Consider the following 15,843-nt stretch of genomic DNA (forward strand, 5'->3'; position numbering starts at 1 on the left):
CGGCCGGGCATATTTTTTTATCGACGGCGCTGCCACAGCCACAGGCCAGCAATCGCCAGCGCAAACAGCACGCCAAAGCCAACCCCGACCCCGACTACCGGCGCGCCCGCCTTCACCGCCAGCGAATAGAGCCCCAGCATCAGCAGCATTGCCGCGTTCTCGCCCAGGTTCTGCACCGCGATGGCGTTGCCCGCCCCGACGGAACGTTTCCCGCGCTCCTGCAAAAGCGCATTGAGCGGCACGACGAAAAATCCACCCAGGATGCCAATGAGCACCAGCAGACCGTAAGCAGGCAGCAATGCATGTTGTAACGAAAAGAGCGTCACCACCACGCCAATAAGGATCCCGGCAGGCATGCAGCGAGCCACCTTCTCCAGCGTCACTAGCTTCGCCGCCACGCCCGCACCGACAACAATACCCACCGCCACCATGGCATTAAGGTAAGTTGGCGTCGCGTTATCGCTGATGCCGAGCGCCACCGGCACCCACAGCACCAGCAGGAAGCGCAGCGTCACCCCCGCGCCCCAGAACAGGCTGGTGCCCACCAGCGAGAAGCGGGTTTCGCCATTCAGCCACAGCGTTTTACAGGCGTGAAAGAAGCTCTGGGTCATCGGGGCAAAACGCCAGCTCTGGCCAGGCCGGGCCGCAGGCAGTTTGGGGATCAGCAGGTTCGCTACCACCGCCCCGGCGTAGACCAGGGCGCAGACGCCGAGCGCTGCCAGCACATGCCAGTCCGCCAGCACGCCCCCGGCTACCGAGCCAAGCAGGATGGCAGCGATAGTCGAAGACTCCATCAGGCCATTGGCCTTCACCAGCTTATCGCCGGTGGTCAGCTCGCCGAGGATGCCGTATTTAGCCGGAGAGTAGGCCGCTGCGCCAATGCCCACCAGCGTATAACCAACAAACGGGTTTAGGCCCACGCAGATACTCAGCGCACCGAGCAGCTTCAGCCCGTTAGCAAACATCATCACCCGCCCCTTAGCGAAGCTGTCCGCCACCTGACCGACAAAGGGGGCGAAGAGTATGTAAGCACCTACAAACACCATTTGCAGGATGGGCTGGCTCCAGTCGGGATAAAACTCCGCCTTGAGCAGCGCAAGGGTGGCAAACAGCAGGGCGTTATCACCAAACGCCGAGAGGAACTGAGCGGCAGTGACTGCCAGCATCCCCTTCGACAGGAGAGAGTTGTTCGTGCTTACTGGCTCATGCATGTTCCGCTTCCGCCTCGTCGAGTTTGCTCTTCAGGGTAACAAAATCCGGCTTGCCGCTGCCCAATACCGGCAGCTGCTTCAGGAAACGGATATCACGCGGCACGGCCAGCTCTGGCACGCCTTGGGCACGCGCCTGCTTAAGCAATGTCTCACGGGTCAGCTCGCTGTCGGTGGTAAACATCACCAGCGCCTCGCCTTTGCTGGCGTCGCTCTTCACAACCGTAGCGTGCATTTTGTCCGGCGAGGCCATAAGCGCCAGCTGCTCTACCATCTCCAGCGAGATCATCTCCCCGGCGATTTTGGCGAAGCGCTTGGCCCGACCCTGGATCTGCACAAAGCCCTGCTCATCGAAGCGCACGATATCCCCGGTGTCATACCAGCCGGGCTCGATCTCACCCTCGGCGTTCTCTGCCGCCGGATGCTCAAGCACGCCAGGGTTCTCAACGCGCAGGTAGCCGGTCATGATGTTCGGCCCCTTCAGCTGGAGCCTGCCGCCCTCTTCAATGCCCGGCACTGCCATCAGGCGCGCATCCATGCCCGGCAGGATCCGCCCCACCGTACCCGGCTTCGCCGCCATCGGCACGTTGATGGAGACCACCGGCGCGCACTCGGTGACGCCGTAGCCCTCCAGCACCCGCAGGCCAAACTTATCCTGCCAGAGCTGGCGGGTGCTCTCCTGTAGTTTTTCCGCCCCGGCGACCACATAGCGCAGGCGGTAGAAGTCGTAAGGGTTGGCAAAGCGGGCATAGTGCCCAAGGAAGGTCGAGGTGCCAAACAGCACGGTGCAGTTACGGTCATAAACCAGCTCCGGCACGATACGGTAGTGCAGCGGGCTGGGATAGAGAAAGACCTCTGCCCCGGTCAGCAGCGGGGTAAAGAGCCCCACGGTAAGGCCAAAGGAGTGGAACAGCGGCAGAGCCGACATAAAGCGATCCCGGGCGGTAAAGTCCGCGATGGTCCGGATCTGCTCTACGTTAGCAAGAATGCTTTTATGGCTGTGCACCACCCCTTTCGGATTGCCCTCGGAACCGGAGGTAAAGAGCACCAGCGCGTCATCCTCCGGCTGCTGCGGCACCTGGGCGAGGTGCGGCATCAGTAGATGGCCGAAGATCCACAGCTTATCGGCGGTCGTCACGTCGCCTTTCAGATCTTCCAGATAGATCCAGCGCACCTGGGTCAACTGCTCCGGCAGATGCCAGAGCTTGCCCTTCTCCATAAACTGGCGGGAGGTAAAGATGGTTTTGATCTGCGCGGCGGTAATGGCGCTGCCCAGCCCCTTCACCCCTGCCGTGTAGTTCATCATTGCCGGAATACGTCCTCGGGCGATGGCTCCGAATATCACCGCCGCCGCGATGCCCGCGTTGGGCAGCATCAGGCCAATTTTTTCGCCCTGGACGCTGTACTTATCCAGGATACGCGCCACAAACAGCGTTTTGGTCAGCAGCTTGCGGTAGGTATCGGGCTTGAAATTGATATCCTCGACGCAGTTCTTGCCCGCGCCGTAGCGGTACTGCGCCGCCAGCAGGGCTTCGAACAGCGTTTCCCGCGGACGCACGGCCATGCGCGCTTCCATCATGATCTGATGCAGCATCTCACCCGCCAGCCTGCGGCGATCGCGGGCACGCGGGGCATCGGGCATCGGCAGCTGCGTCGGCGGCAGGATATGCAGCCTAATACGCGGGAAGAGGCGCTGCTTCACCAGCCCCTTCAGGCGGCTAAAGAAGGTCAGCTCCGCGCCTTCGATGCGCACCGGGATCACCGTCGCTCGCGATTTAGCAGCCACAAAGGCCGCCCCGTCATAAATCTTCATCAGCGAGCCGGAAACGGAGATACGCCCCTCGGGGAAGATCACCACCGGTCGCCCGCTCTCGATCAGCCGCACCAGCTGCTTGATCGACATCGGCTTGGTGGGATCGAGCGGAACAAAGTCGATCAGGCCCGACAGGGCGCGCATGTACCAGCTCTGGCTAATTGAGGTATAGACCGCAAACACCGGACGCCCCGGTAAGAACAGCGCCAGCAGAATACCGTCAATAAAGGAGACGTGGTTTGGGGTTATAAGGACGCGCTCGCCGCTCAGTGCCTGCGTATTGCCCGTGAGCTCTACACGATAAAGCAGACGGAAGAGGGTACGGAAAAATCCCAGCATCATTAACTTCCTGTGTCAGTCGTTTGGGTATGGCAGATTGTGGCAGATTACACGAGAAGTGTAGCGGGCGGCAAAATCGGGGCGAAAAAAAACCTGCGCATCCGCGCAGGTTGGTGCAAAAAGTGAGTACTCTATACGTACTGAAATCTCACCAATCAATACCTCTGGGATCTTGATTGTGGCCCCTCCCCCCAGTGGATGCCAGGGAACAATCGCAACAGCTCATCGCAAAGTGTAACTAAAGGTTTGAATTACCCTTTTTCTGTTTTATTTACCCGTTAGCAACGGTGTAACGGTTTCACACTGCACATGCGCTTTGGCTCACGTTTGCGCACTTCAGAAAAGCAAGAGCCTTGAACCTGCCGCACTTTTCCGCAACACTTAACCACGTGTAAACGCTTACCCATCAAAGAAGGTTTAGAATGGCGACCATAAAGGATGTTGCAAAGCTCGCAGGTGTCTCCGTCGCCACGGTGTCGCGCGTCATTAACAGTTCCCCTAAAGCCAGCGACGCCTCCCGACAGGCGGTGCAGAGTGCCATGGCGTCACTCAACTACCATCCCAATGCCAACGCCCGCGCGCTGGCCCAGCAGTCGACGGAGACCCTTGGACTGGTGGTCGGCGACGTCTCCGATCCCTTTTTTGGTGCCATGGTCAAAGCCGTAGAGCAGGTGGCCTACCATACCGGTAACTTTTTACTGATCGGTAACGGCTACCATAACGAACAGAAAGAGCGGCGCGCCATTGAGCAGCTGATGCGCCACCGCTGCGCGGCGCTGGTGGTGCACGCCAAAAGCATTCCCAATGAAGAGTTAGCCGCGCTGATGGATCAGATGCCTGGCATGGTGCTGATCAACCGTATTCTGCCCGGCTACGAGCAGCGCTGCGTGGCGCTGGACGATCGCTATGGCGCATGGCTGGCCACCCGGCATCTTATCCAGCAGGGACATACCAAAATTGGCTATCTCTGCTCTAACCATGCCATCTCCGATGCGGAAGATCGCCTTCAGGGCTATTACGATGCACTGCGGGAGAACGGCCTGCCCTGTAACGACAGGCTGGTGACGTGGGGCGAGCCGGATGAGAGCGGCGGCGAGCAGGCGATGACCGAGCTGCTCGGGCGTGGCAGGCACTTTACCGCCGTTGCCTGCTATAACGACTCGATGGCCGCCGGGGCGATGGGCGTATTAAACGATAACGGCATTGAGGTGCCGGGCGAAATTTCGCTGATTGGCTTTGATGACGTGCTGATCTCCCGCTACGTCCGTCCGCGTCTGACCACCGTGCGCTACCCGATCATCACGATGGCAACCCAGGCCGCAGAACTGGCGCTGGCACTGGCGAAAGAGCAGCCCCTGCCAGAGATCACCCACCTCTTTAGCCCGACGCTGGTGCGCCGTCACTCGGTGGGCACACCGCAGGAGAGCTAAAGCGCGCAGCGGTAGAGGTGCACCGTGGTGGCCGGGTAGTCCAGCCCATCACCGATATAGTGCCAGCCAAAGCGCTCGTAAAAATCGCGGCAGGCGGAGTAGAGATGCAGCTGGGTAAAGCCCCGTTCGCGGGCGTAATCCTTCACGTGCTGCTGGAGCCTGCCCGCCATCCCCTGCCCGCGCGCGGCCTCATCGACATACAGCGCCGCCAGCCAGGGCCAGAGATCCTGGCGGCTGATGAGATCGCAGCGCCAGAGCCCCACCGTGCCCAGCAGCCTCTCGCCTTCGGTGGCAATGAACGTCACAGGCAACGCCTCAGGCTGCTGACTGTGGGCAACCACGCTGGCAAAAAAGTCCCGCGACAGCGTGTCGCCAAAGGCCTGCCACAGCCAGTCGGTTACCTGATCCGCAAAGTGCGGCGCGTCGTACAGAGGCAGGATCTTCAGGCTCATCGTCTTACAGCAGCTCCAGCGCCAGCAGCTCGTCGATAGTCTGCCGACGGCGGATCAGCCGCGCCGCGCCGCGGTCAAACAGCACCTCCGGCAGTAGCGGACGGCTGTTGTAGTTGGATGACATCGATGCGCCATAGGCTCCGGTATCATGCAGCACCAGATAATCTCCCGGCACCACCACAGGCAGGGCGCGGGTTTCAACTTCCCCGCCCGCCTGCTGGGTAAAGACATCTCCGGATTCACACAGCGGACCGGCGACTACGGTATCGATGAGCGGCTCAGCCGTCAGATCGCGACCGTCTGCTGCCAGAGCGCTAATGTGGTGATAGCTGCCGTACATCGCCGGGCGCATCAGATCGTTAAAGCCCGCGTCGATCAACACAAAGTGACGGCTGCCCATCGCTTTGACGCTGCGCACCTGCGCCACCAGCACGCCGGATTCGGCCACCAGGAAACGTCCCGGCTCGATCTCCAGCTTCACCGGATGCCCCAGGTGGTCAGCAATTTTTTCCCGGGCGCTGTTCCACAGGCCAAAGTAGTGATCGGTGTCGATCGCCTCTTCCCCTTCACGATAGGGGATCGACAGCCCGCCCCCGGCGGAGATCGCCTCCAGATCCTGACCGAACTCGATCACCTGGCTGACCATCGCGCCGCAGACCTGCTCAAGATGGCCGTAGTCCACGCCCGAGCCGATATGCATATGAATTCCCACCAGCTTAAGCTGGTAGCGCTGCATGACCTCCAGCGCGGCGGGCAGATCGCTGTACCAGATCCCGTGCTTGCTGTTCTCGCCACCGGTATTGGTTTTCTGGCTGTGACCGTGGCCGAAGCCCGGATTAACCCGCAGCCAGACGCGGTGACCCGGAGAGACCTCGCCCAGCTGAGCCAGCATATCCACCGATCCGGCGTTAACCGGGATCTGTAGCTCATGCACGCGGGCCATCGTCGGCGGGTCGATCACATCGGCGGTAAAGACGATCTCATCCGCACCGTTCTGCGGCTGATAGCCTGCCGCCAGCGCGCGTTCGATCTCGCCCAGCGATACCGAATCGACCTTGACGCCCTGCTCGCGCATCAGACGCAGAATATGAATATTGGAACACGCCTTCTGGGCGAAACGCACCACGTCAAACTGGGCCAGCTGGGCAATACGGCGGCGGATAATTTCGGCGTCGTAGGCCCAGACCGGGCAGCCAAATTCAGCTACCAGGCTGTGCAGGTTGGCGGCAGTGAGCGCGGTATCGGTGTTATTTAACGGGCGTGGCATAGCGAACTCCATATTCATTTTTCACTATTACGCCACAGGCCAAAGGGAATAAAAAATATCGTTATGTTACGATTCTATTCATATCTGATATACCTTGCGCCGCAGGAAAGCCTATGCCCGCCGTTAACCTTCGCCATATCGAAATTTTCCACGCCGTGATGACCGCTGGGAACCTGACCGAGGCCGCCCGTTTGCTGCACACCTCGCAGCCCACCGTGAGCCGGGAGCTGGCGCGCTTTGAAAAGGTGATTGGCCTGACGCTGTTTGAACGTTCGCGGGGGCGACTGCACCCCACAGTGCAGGGTCTGCGCCTGTTTGAAGAGGTGCAACGCTCGTGGTACGGCCTGGATCGCATCGTCAGCGCCGCCGAGAGCCTGCGGGAGTTCCGTCAGGGGGAGCTCTCTATCGTCTGCCTCCCGGTCTTCTCTCAGTCGTTTCTTCCCCTGCTGCTACAACCCTTTCTCGCCCGCTACCCGGAGGTGAGCCTCAACGTGGTGCCGCAGGAGTCGCCATTGCTGGAGGAGTGGCTCTCTGCCCAGCGTCATGACCTCGGCCTGACCGAAACCCTGAGTACCCCCGCCGGGACCGAACGCGCGCCGCTGCTGACCCTCAACGAGGTATGCGTCCTGCCCGCCGGGCACCCGCTGGCGCAGCGCAAGGTGCTTACTCCCCAGGATTTTCAGGGCGAAAACTACATTAGCCTGTCGCGCTCGGACAGCTATCGCCAGCTGCTGGATGCCCTGTTCAGCGAGCACCAGGTGAAACGCCGCATGGTCGTAGAGACCCACAGCGCCGCCAGCGTCTGCGCAATGGTCCGCGCTGGCGTCGGGGTGTCGGTGGTCAACCCGCTCACCGCCCTCGACTATGCCAGCAGCGGCGTAGTGGTCAGGCCCTTCAGCGTCGACGTACCCTTTACCGTCAGCCTGATCCGCCCCCTGCACCGCCCCGCCTCCGCGCTGGTGGATGCCTTCTCCGCCCATTTGCAGCAGACCGTGTCACGCATTATCGCGCCGTTAGAAGCGGTGCTGACTGAGCGTTAGTCCAGCATAAAGTCGACGACGTCGGCGGCGTGCAGCACGGCAGTATCAAACACCGGGATCGGGCTTTGATCCTGAGAGACCAGCAGGCCAATTTCGGTGCAGCCGAAGATCACCCCCTGCGCCCCCTGATTCGCCATCCGCGCAATCAGATCGATAAAGTAAGCCCGCGACGGCGCGCTAAAGGTGCCCAGGCATAGCTCGTCAAAGATGATCTGGTTAACCTTACTGCGATCCTCTCCGTCCGGGACGCTGGTCTCAATACCGTAGGCGTCACGCATTCGCCCGCGGTAGAAATCCTGCTCCATGGTGTAACGGGTGCCCAGCAGCGCGACCTGTTGCAGGTTGGCTTTCTGGATCGCCCGGGCAGTAGCGTCGGCGATGTGCAAAAACGGCACGCTGCAACGATCCTCGATCTGACTGGCGACCTTATGCATGGTGTTGGTACAGAGCACGATCCCCTCGGCCCCGGCGCGCTCAAGCCCTGCGGCGGCGCTGGCAAGTATGTCCCCGGCCTTGTCCCAATCGCCGCTCGACTGGCAGGCCTCGATATCATGAAAATCGACGCTGTGCAGCAGCAGGCTGGCAGAGTGCAGCCCACCCAGCCGGGCCTTTATTCCTTCATTAATCAGACGGTAGTAGGGAATGGTCGATTCCCAGCTCATGCCGCCCAGCAGCCCTATCGTTTTCATCTTACCTCTCCCCTGTTATCCGCCCGTGAAAGCAAACTTGTGATCGGCTTTCCACTTATTAGGCATCGCGTTTCTTTTTAACGCTGGCTGATATAAATTTAATGAAACATTGTTTTACTCTTAAACTATTTTACTACAGGACGCTCTCATGTTTACTTTCCACCAGCAGACCCAGCTCGACGATCTGGGCAATGGCGTTACCCGGCGCATTCTGGCCCATGCGGGCAAAATGATGGCGGTAGAGGTGAATTTTAGCGAAGGCGCGGTTGGCCCGCTGCATAACCACCCTCATGAACAGCTTACCTATGTTTTATCCGGCGAGTTTGAATTTACTATCGGCGATGAGAAACATATCGTTCGCGCCGGGGACACTCTCTATAAAGAGCCAAACATCGTGCACGGCTGCGTCTGCTTAAAAGCGGGTACCCTGCTCGATACCTTTACGCCGGTCCGTGAGGATTTCCTCACAGCGTATTAATCACGGCTATGTCGGGTGGNTCCCCTTACCCGACCTACAAAATCGATGCCCTCCGCCGCGAGGGCGTTTTTATTTACATCAAATCATTAGCGGGATAATCATTCATTTATCCAGGCACTTACCCGGCTTGCACACTGGAAATGTCACCTGGCTCACCTTATTGAAACGTCGTTTCGACTTTGATCACATTTCCATAATTAATCGAATGACGCAGAAATAAATCGCAATAAGATAAATTAAAACACCGTTTTAAAAAGCAATCATACACCCAGGCAGGTATATATGAATGAAAACAGACTGCTGGGATTGGCCTGGATATCGCCCTATATCATTGGGTTGATCGTCTTTACGGCCTTTCCCTTCGTTTCCTCGTTTTTCCTCAGTTTTACTGAGTATGACTTAATGAGTCCGCCGGTATTTAACGGGATTGAAAACTACCGTTACATGCTGACCGAAGACTCCCTGTTCTGGAAATCGATGGGCGTCACCTTTGCCTACGTCTTTTTAACTATCCCGCTGAAGCTCGCCTTTGCGCTGGGGATTGCGTTTGTTCTTAACTTTAAATTACGCGGCATCGGCTTCTTCCGTACCGCCTACTACATTCCATCTATCCTGGGCAGCTCCGTTGCCATCGCCGTGCTGTGGCGTGCGCTGTTTGCCATCGACGGCCTGCTGAACAGCTTTATCGGCGTTTTCGGACTCGATCCTATCAACTGGCTGGGCGAGCCGTCGCTGGCGCTGATGTCCGTGACCCTGCTGCGCGTCTGGCAGTTTGGTTCTGCCATGGTGATCTTCCTCGCCGCGCTGCAAAACGTACCCCAGTCGCAGTATGAGGCGGCGATGATCGACGGCGCGTCGAAGTGGCAGATGTTTATGAAGGTGACCGTGCCACTGATTACGCCGGTGATCTTCTTCAACTTCATTATGCAGACCACTCAGGCGTTCCAGGAGTTTACCGGCCCGTACGTCATTACCGGCGGCGGCCCAACCTACTACACCTATCTCTTCTCGCTCTACATCTACGACACCGCCTTTAAGTATTTCGATATGGGCTACGGCGCGGCGCTGGCGTGGGTACTGTTCCTGGTGGTGGCTGTCTTCGCCTCCATTGCCTTTAAGTCATCAAAATACTGGGTCTTCTACTCCGCCGATAAGGGAGGCAAAAATGGCTGACGTTCAACAAATTTCTACGGCAAGAAGCATCGCTGACAAGGAAGTCGCGCGTACCTTGCGTAAAGAGAAGATCAACGCCAGCATCCGCTACGTGATCCTGCTGTTTGTTGGCCTGCTGATGCTCTACCCGCTGGTGTGGATGTTCTCAGCGTCGTTCAAACCGAACCACGAGATCTTCACCACCCTGAGCCTGTGGCCAGCCAACGCCACCTGGGACGGCTTCATCAACGGCTGGAAAACCGGTACCGAGTATAACTTCGGCCATTACATGCTGAACACCTTCAAGTATGTGATCCCGAAAGTGATCCTGACCATTATCTCCTCCACCATCGTGGCCTACGGCTTTGCCCGCTTCGAGATCCCGTGGAAGAAGTTTTGGTTCGCCACGCTGATCACCACCATGCTGCTGCCAAGCACCGTGCTGCTGATCCCGCAGTACCTGATGTTCCGTGAGATGGGCATGCTCAACAGCTATATGCCGCTCTATCTGCCGCTGGCCTTTGCCACCCAGGGCTTCTTCGTCTTCATGCTGATCCAGTTCCTGCGCGGCGTACCGCGTGACATGGAAGAGGCAGCGCAGATTGACGGCTGTAACTCTGCCCAGGTGCTCTGGTACGTGGTAGTGCCGATCCTGAAACCGGCGATTATCTCGGTGGCGCTGTTCCAGTTCATGTGGTCGATGAACGACTTTATCGGCCCGCTGATCTACGTCTACAGCGTGGATAAGTACCCGATTGCTCTGGCGCTGAAAATGTCCATCGACGTGACCGAAGGCGCGCCGTGGAACGAAATTCTGGCAATGGCGAGTATCTCCATTCTGCCGTCCATCATTGTCTTCTTCCTGGCTCAACGCTACTTCGTACAGGGCGTGACCAGCAGCGGAATTAAAGGTTAAGAGGGAAATATCATGGCTGAAGTTATTTTCAACAAGCTGGAAAAAGTGTACTCCAACGGCTTTAAAGCGGTACATGGTATCGACCTGAAGATCGCTGACGGGGAGTTTATGGTGATTGTCGGGCCGTCCGGCTGCGCCAAGTCCACGACCCTACGCATGCTGGCCGGTCTGGAGACCATCAGCGGCGGCGAAGTGCGTATCGGGGAGAAGATCGTCAACAACCTCGCGCCGAAAGAGCGCGGCATTGCGATGGTGTTCCAGAACTATGCGCTTTACCCACACATGACGGTGCGGGAAAACCTCGCCTTCGGCCTCAAGCTGAGCAAGATGCCGAAGGCGCAGATCGATAAATATGTCGATGAAGCGGCGAAGATCCTTGAGCTGGAAGAGCTGCTGGAGCGCCTGCCGCGCCAGCTCTCCGGTGGCCAGGCTCAGCGTGTGGCGGTAGGCCGGGCGATTGTGAAGAAGCCGGACGTGTTCCTCTTTGACGAACCGCTCTCTAACCTTGACGCCAAGCTGCGTGCCTCCATGCGCATCCGTATTTCGGATCTGCACAAGGAGCTGAAGAAGTCCGGGAAACCGGCTACCACCGTTTACGTAACCCATGACCAGACCGAAGCCATGACCATGGGCGATCGCATCTGCGTGATGAAGCTGGGGCATATCATGCAGGTTGATACCCCGGACAATCTCTATCACCACCCCAAAAATATGTTCGTAGCGGGCTTTATCGGCGCGCCGGAGATGAACATCAAGCCCGGCAAGCTGATCGATAAAGCGGGCCGCCTGCATATCACCATCGGCAATGAGAGCCTGCCGCTGAACGCGCGCCAGCAGGAGAAAGTCGCCGCGTATCAGAACCAGTCGGTGTTTTTCGGCGTGCGTCCGGAGTTCGTCTCCCTCTCCGATGAACCGTTCGCCGAAGGCTGCTGCAGCGGCGAGATGGTGCGAACCGAGAACATGGGCCATGAGTTCTTCGTCTATCTCAAGGTTGCCGACTATGAGCTGACCGCCCGTATCCCATCCGACGAAGCTAAACCGATGATTGAAAAGGGCCTTAACCGTAAGGTCTATTTTAAGTTTGACATGGATAAGTGTCATATCTTTGACGCGAAAACTGAACAGAACATCTCTCTCTAACTGGAGTATAAAAATGAAAAAAGTGCTTTTAAGCGCAGCAATCTCCGCCACATTAGGCCTGAGCGCCCTTCCTTCACAGGCGGCGGATAGCGTCGACCTGCGTATGTCCTGGTGGGGCGGCAATGGTCGTCACCAGGTGACGCTGAAGGCGATCGAGGAGTTCCACAAGCAGCACCCGGACATTAACGTCAAATCAGAATATACCGGCTGGGACGGTCATCTCTCCCGCCTGACGACACAGATTGCTGGCGGCACCGAGCCTGACGTGATGCAGACCAACTGGAACTGGCTGCCGATCTTCTCTAAAAACGGCGACGGCTTCTACGATCTCAACCAGCTGAAGGACGTGATCGATCTGAGCCAGTTCGATCCGAAAGAGCTGAAGTCGACCACCGTCAACGGCAAGCTGAACGGGATCCCCATCTCTGTGACCGCGCGCGTCTTCTACTTCAACGATGAGACCTGGAAAAAAGCGGGCGTTGAGTACCCTAAAACCTGGGATGAGCTGAAAGCCGCGGGCAAAACCTTTGAGAGCAAGCTGGGCAAGCAGTACTACCCGGTGGTGCTGGAGCATCAGGACACCCTGGCGCTGCTAAACTCCTACATGATTCAGAAGTACAACATTCCGGCGGTAGACGAGAAGACCAAAAAATTCGCCTACAGCAAAGAGCAGTGGGTGGAATTTTTCCAGACCTATAAGGATCTGGTCGACAACCACGTGATGCCGGATACCAAATATTACGCGTCGTTTGGTAAGAGCAACATGTATGAGATGAAGCCGTGGATCGAGGGTGAGTGGGGCGGCACCTACATGTGGAACTCCACCATCACCAAATACTCTGACAACCTGAAGCCACCGGCGAAGCTGGCGCTGGGCAGCTACCCGATGCTGCCGGGCGCGACCGACGCGGGCCTGTTCTTTAAACCGGCCCAGATGCTGTCGATTGGTAAATCGACTAAGCATCCGAAAGAGGCGGCGCAGCTGATTAACTTCCTGCTGAACAGCAAAGAGGGGGCGGAGACGCTGGGCCTTGAGCGTGGCGTACCGCTGAGTAAAGCGGCAGTTGAGACGCTGACCGCGAACGGCACCATCAAAGAGGAGGATCCGTCGGTATCTGGCCTGCGCCTGGCGCAGTCCCTGCCTGCCAAGCTGACGGTATCGCCTTACTTTGACGATCCGCAGGTGGTGGCCCAGTTTGGTACCTCCCTGCAGTACATCGACTACGGCCAGAAAACCGTGGAAGAGACTGCGGCTGACTTCCAGCGCCAGGCCGAGCGTATCCTGAAACGCGCGATGCGTTAATGCAAGATGCCGGGCGGCGCGAGCGCTTGCCCGGCCTACGGTTTATACCCCGATATTTCTTAATTTTTCTCCCGCCATCAGCCTGCGTTCAATGTGCTCCAGGGTGACGTTTTTCGTCTCCGGGATCAGCCAGAACGTAATACCGACAAACACGATATTCAGCGCGGTATAGAGCCAGAAGGTTCCCGCCGCACCGATGGCGTCAAGCAGCGTCAGGAAGGTCGCGCCGATAATCATGTTCGACACCCAGTTGGTGGTGGTCGAGCAGGTAATGCCGAAGTCGCGGCACTTCAGGGGCTGGATCTCCGAGCAGAGGATCCACACTACCGGCGCGGCGCTCATGGCGTATCCGGCGATGCAGATCATGGTCATGCCCACAGAGAGCCAGGAGAGGCCGCTGGAGGCGGTGCCGTTATCGAACTGCATCAGGCAGTAGCCCAGCACCAGCGTGCCAAAGGCCATGACGCTAAAACCGATCTTCAGCGCGGGCTTACGTCCGGCTTTGTCGACCATAAAGATGGCGATAAAGGTAGCGAACATAAAGGTCAGGCCGACCACCAGGGTGGCGATCATCTGCTGTTCGGTAGTGGTAAACCCGGCCATCTTAAAGATGCGCGGGGCGTAGTACATAATGATGTTCATCCCGGTAAACTGCTGCATCGCCTGCAACAGCATGCCGAGAAACACCGCCCGGCGCACGTTGCGGTTGGCTTTAAACAGCCCCCACCCGCCCTGCTTGTGCTTCAGGCTTTCGCGGATCTCGTTTAGCTCCTCGCGCGCCTTCTCGGAGGTATCGCGCAGCATGCGCAGCACCTCTTCCGCCTCAATATGCCGCCCCTTCTCCGCCAGCCAGCGCGGGCTGTTTGGCAGGAAGATCACCAGCACGATCAGCACCAGCGCCGGCAAGGCCAATACGCCCAGCATGGCGCGCCAGTTACCGGAGTAGCTCAGCGCCGTATCGGAAAGAAAGGCCATCACAATGCCCAGGGTGACCATCAGCTGGTACATGCTGATCATCTTGCCGCGCACGTTCTCGCTCGCCATCTCGGAGAGATAGAGCGGCGCGGTATAGGAGGCGATGCCCACCGCGACGCCGAGGATCACCCTTGAGAAGATCAGCACCTCGACGTTGATAGCGAAAGCCGACCCGAGGGATCCCACGACAAAGAGAATGGCCCCCGCCATCAGGCTGTATTTACGCCCCAGGCGAAACGAAAGCCAGCCGTTAAATAGCGCCCCGATGGCCGCCCCCAGCATCATGCTGCTCACCACCCACTCCTGCTGGCGGCTGGTCAACGTAAAGTGGTCGGTAATAAAGGGGAGCGCCCCGGCGATCACGCCAATATCCAGACCAAACAGCAGACCGGCCACGGCGGCGGAGATAGAGACAAAAAGATTCATGCGCCGCGTATCCTGCAACGCGCGCGGCAATGACGGTGCGTTATGACTCAATGAACTCATCTTTTGGTGCCTGAAGTAGTAAATCGTCTATTGAAAGTAAGAGAGGGACAGCGAAAGGTGTCAGGGGTTAACAGTCATAGATATGGATAATATTGCTATGTATATAGTTTATGTGATGGATATTCCACTTTAATAACCACATTTAATATTATCAAATTATTTTAATATGATGTTTTAGCTAATAAATAAACAGGGAAGCGCCTTTATTTGGCATTTTGATATGGATATTTCTCGACAAGGAATATGGACTTATCTGATTTCAAGAGATAAAAAATCCCGCCGTGAGGCAGGATCTTGTAGGTCGGGTAAGCGCAACGCCACCCGACATGTAACTACGCTGGATTAACGCGCCAGCCAGCCGCCGTCTACCGCCACGGTGTAGCCGTTGATGTAGTCAGAGGCGCTGGAGGCCAGGAACACCACCGGCCCCATCAGATCGCTTGGCAGACCCCAGCGGCCCGCCGGGATGCGGTCGAGGATCTCAGCGCTGCGCTGCTCGTCGGCACGCAGCTGCTGGGTGTTGTTGGTCGCCATGTAGCCCGGTGCGATAGCGTTAACGTTGATGTTATGCTTCGCCCACTCGTTCGCCATCAGGCGGGTAATGCCCATCACGCCGCTTTTAGAGGCGGTGTAGGACGGTACGCGGATGCCACCCTGGAAAGAGAGCATTGAGGCGATGTTGATGATTTTGCCGCCGTTGCCCTGGGCGATAAAGTGTTTTGCCGCCGCCTGGGACATAAAGAATACGCTCTTGATGTTCAGATCCATCACGTCGTCCCAGTCTTTTTCGCTGAAGTTGATCGCGTCTTCACGACGGATCAGACCCGCGTTGTTCACCAGCACGTCGATATGGCCGAACTCGCTCACTGCGCGCTCCAGCAGCGCAGGGATGCCGTCGATCTGACGCAGGTCAGCGGTCAGGCTCAGGAAGCGGCGACCCAGGGCGGTAACGCGCTCGATGGTCTCGGTCGGCTCAACGATGTTAATCCCGACGATGTCGCATCCCGCTTCTGCCAGACCCAGCGCCATACCCTGGCCCAGGCCGGTATCACAGCCAGAGACAACCGCAACTTTACCTTCAAGAGAAAATGCATTCAGAATCATAGTGGTTCCTTAATCTATCTGCGCCTGTTCGCCAGGCATGGTTTGCTTTGC

At 57.9% G+C, this 15,843-nt stretch carries 14 protein-coding genes; 7 read left to right on the forward strand and 7 right to left on the reverse strand.

Annotated features, from left to right (window positions below):
- Nucleotides 1-17: 17 nt before the first annotated feature.
- Both lplT and aas read right to left on the reverse strand, forming a co-directional pair.
- The gene (gene lplT, locus FN633_RS16565; protein WP_154058474.1) at nt 18-1,211 is read right to left on the reverse strand and encodes a lysophospholipid transporter LplT; all 1,194 of its coding nucleotides are present in this window, start codon (nt 1,209-1,211) and stop codon (nt 18-20) included.
- Nucleotides 1,204-3,363 carry a bifunctional acyl-ACP--phospholipid O-acyltransferase/long-chain-fatty-acid--ACP ligase gene (gene aas / locus FN633_RS16570; protein WP_154058475.1) on the reverse strand — a complete coding sequence of 720 codons (2,160 nt, stop codon included), beginning with the start codon at nt 3,361-3,363 and terminating at the stop codon, nt 1,204-1,206. The genes lplT and aas overlap by 8 nt, the downstream gene beginning before the upstream one ends.
- Before the next feature lie 419 nt (nt 3,364-3,782).
- Here aas and galR point away from each other — a divergent pair, with 419 nt between their 5' ends.
- Complete coding sequence (gene galR / locus FN633_RS16575) at nt 3,783-4,790, forward strand: HTH-type transcriptional regulator GalR (RefSeq protein ID WP_042387945.1); 1,008 nt, start codon at nt 3,783-3,785, stop codon at nt 4,788-4,790.
- On the opposite strand, the gene FN633_RS16580 is transcribed toward galR, so the two are convergent.
- Complete coding sequence (locus tag FN633_RS16580; RefSeq protein ID WP_154058976.1) at nt 4,787-5,236, reverse strand: GNAT family N-acetyltransferase; 450 nt, start codon at nt 5,234-5,236, stop codon at nt 4,787-4,789. The genes galR and FN633_RS16580 overlap by 4 nt on opposite strands.
- A 10-nt stretch (nt 5,237-5,246) precedes the next feature.
- On the reverse strand, nt 5,247-6,509 hold the full coding sequence (lysA, locus tag FN633_RS16585) for a diaminopimelate decarboxylase (protein WP_154058476.1): 1,263 nt from the start codon (nt 6,507-6,509) through the stop codon (nt 5,247-5,249).
- 113 nt (nt 6,510-6,622) lie between these two features.
- Here lysA and FN633_RS16590 point away from each other — a divergent pair, with 113 nt between their 5' ends.
- Nucleotides 6,623-7,549: a LysR family transcriptional regulator gene (locus FN633_RS16590; protein ID WP_154058477.1), complete on the forward strand. Its 927-nt coding sequence runs from the start codon at nt 6,623-6,625 to the stop codon at nt 7,547-7,549.
- Here the strand turns inward: FN633_RS16590 and FN633_RS16595 are convergent.
- Nucleotides 7,546-8,238, reverse strand: a complete 693-nt coding sequence (locus FN633_RS16595) for an aspartate/glutamate racemase (RefSeq protein ID WP_154058478.1) — start codon at nt 8,236-8,238, stop codon at nt 7,546-7,548. The genes FN633_RS16590 and FN633_RS16595 overlap by 4 nt on opposite strands.
- Nucleotides 8,239-8,386: 148 nt before the next feature.
- On the opposite strand from FN633_RS16595, the gene FN633_RS16600 reads away from it, so the two are divergent.
- The 5 genes from FN633_RS16600 (at nt 8,387) to FN633_RS16620 (ending at nt 13,227) form a co-directional block, all read left to right on the forward strand.
- On the forward strand, nt 8,387-8,716 hold the full coding sequence (locus FN633_RS16600) for a cupin domain-containing protein (protein WP_154058479.1): 330 nt from the start codon (nt 8,387-8,389) through the stop codon (nt 8,714-8,716).
- A gap of 282 nt (nt 8,717-8,998) precedes the next feature.
- On the forward strand, nt 8,999-9,889 hold the full coding sequence (locus FN633_RS16605; protein WP_154058480.1) for a carbohydrate ABC transporter permease: 891 nt from the start codon (nt 8,999-9,001) through the stop codon (nt 9,887-9,889).
- Nucleotides 9,882-10,784, forward strand: a complete 903-nt coding sequence (locus FN633_RS16610; RefSeq protein WP_154058481.1) for a carbohydrate ABC transporter permease — start codon at nt 9,882-9,884, stop codon at nt 10,782-10,784. The genes FN633_RS16605 and FN633_RS16610 overlap by 8 nt, the downstream gene beginning before the upstream one ends.
- A gap of 12 nt (nt 10,785-10,796) precedes the next feature.
- A complete protein-coding gene (locus tag FN633_RS16615; protein ID WP_154058482.1) occupies nt 10,797-11,924 on the forward strand; it encodes an ABC transporter ATP-binding protein in 1,128 nt (375 codons plus the stop codon).
- Between the two features lie 13 nt (nt 11,925-11,937).
- Nucleotides 11,938-13,227: an ABC transporter substrate-binding protein gene (locus FN633_RS16620; protein WP_154058483.1), complete on the forward strand. Its 1,290-nt coding sequence runs from the start codon at nt 11,938-11,940 to the stop codon at nt 13,225-13,227.
- A 42-nt stretch (nt 13,228-13,269) separates the two neighbouring features.
- Here FN633_RS16620 and araE read toward each other — a convergent pair whose 3' ends face one another.
- Together araE and kduD are read right to left on the reverse strand one after the other, a co-directional pair.
- Nucleotides 13,270-14,688, reverse strand: coding sequence for an arabinose-proton symporter AraE (gene araE, locus FN633_RS16625; protein ID WP_042387960.1), 1,419 nt, complete (start codon nt 14,686-14,688; stop codon nt 13,270-13,272).
- Nucleotides 14,689-15,030: 342 nt separating this feature from the next.
- Nucleotides 15,031-15,792, reverse strand: coding sequence for a 2-dehydro-3-deoxy-D-gluconate 5-dehydrogenase KduD (gene kduD, locus FN633_RS16630; RefSeq protein WP_042387961.1), 762 nt, complete (start codon nt 15,790-15,792; stop codon nt 15,031-15,033).
- Nucleotides 15,793-15,843: the final 51 nt, after the last annotated feature.

It is taken from the genome of Pseudescherichia vulneris (assembly GCF_902164725.1).
In the GTDB taxonomy this organism is placed as follows: Bacteria; Pseudomonadota; Gammaproteobacteria; order Enterobacterales; family Enterobacteriaceae; genus Pseudescherichia; species Pseudescherichia vulneris.

What these genes read in the sequence shown, in the direction of transcription:
- kduD (WP_042387961.1), bottom strand. Translation starts at nt 15,792, where the DNA reads ATGATTCTGAATGCATTTTCTCTTGAAGGTAAAGTTGCGGTTGTCTCT.
- aas (WP_154058475.1), bottom strand. Translation starts at nt 3,363, where the DNA reads ATGATGCTGGGATTTTTCCGTACCCTCTTCCGTCTGCTTTATCGTGTA.
- FN633_RS16600 (WP_154058479.1), top strand. Translation starts at nt 8,387, where the DNA reads ATGTTTACTTTCCACCAGCAGACCCAGCTCGACGATCTGGGCAATGGC.
- FN633_RS16615 (WP_154058482.1), top strand. Translation starts at nt 10,797, where the DNA reads ATGGCTGAAGTTATTTTCAACAAGCTGGAAAAAGTGTACTCCAACGGC.
- FN633_RS16595 (WP_154058478.1), bottom strand. Translation starts at nt 8,238, where the DNA reads ATGAAAACGATAGGGCTGCTGGGCGGCATGAGCTGGGAATCGACCATT.
- FN633_RS16590 (WP_154058477.1), top strand. Translation starts at nt 6,623, where the DNA reads ATGCCCGCCGTTAACCTTCGCCATATCGAAATTTTCCACGCCGTGATG.
- galR (WP_042387945.1), top strand. Translation starts at nt 3,783, where the DNA reads ATGGCGACCATAAAGGATGTTGCAAAGCTCGCAGGTGTCTCCGTCGCC.
- FN633_RS16605 (WP_154058480.1), top strand. Translation starts at nt 8,999, where the DNA reads ATGAATGAAAACAGACTGCTGGGATTGGCCTGGATATCGCCCTATATC.
- araE (WP_042387960.1), bottom strand. Translation starts at nt 14,688, where the DNA reads ATGAGTTCATTGAGTCATAACGCACCGTCATTGCCGCGCGCGTTGCAG.
- lplT (WP_154058474.1), bottom strand. Translation starts at nt 1,211, where the DNA reads ATGCATGAGCCAGTAAGCACGAACAACTCTCTCCTGTCGAAGGGGATG.
- FN633_RS16620 (WP_154058483.1), top strand. Translation starts at nt 11,938, where the DNA reads ATGAAAAAAGTGCTTTTAAGCGCAGCAATCTCCGCCACATTAGGCCTG.
- lysA (WP_154058476.1), bottom strand. Translation starts at nt 6,509, where the DNA reads ATGCCACGCCCGTTAAATAACACCGATACCGCGCTCACTGCCGCCAAC.
- FN633_RS16610 (WP_154058481.1), top strand. Translation starts at nt 9,882, where the DNA reads ATGGCTGACGTTCAACAAATTTCTACGGCAAGAAGCATCGCTGACAAG.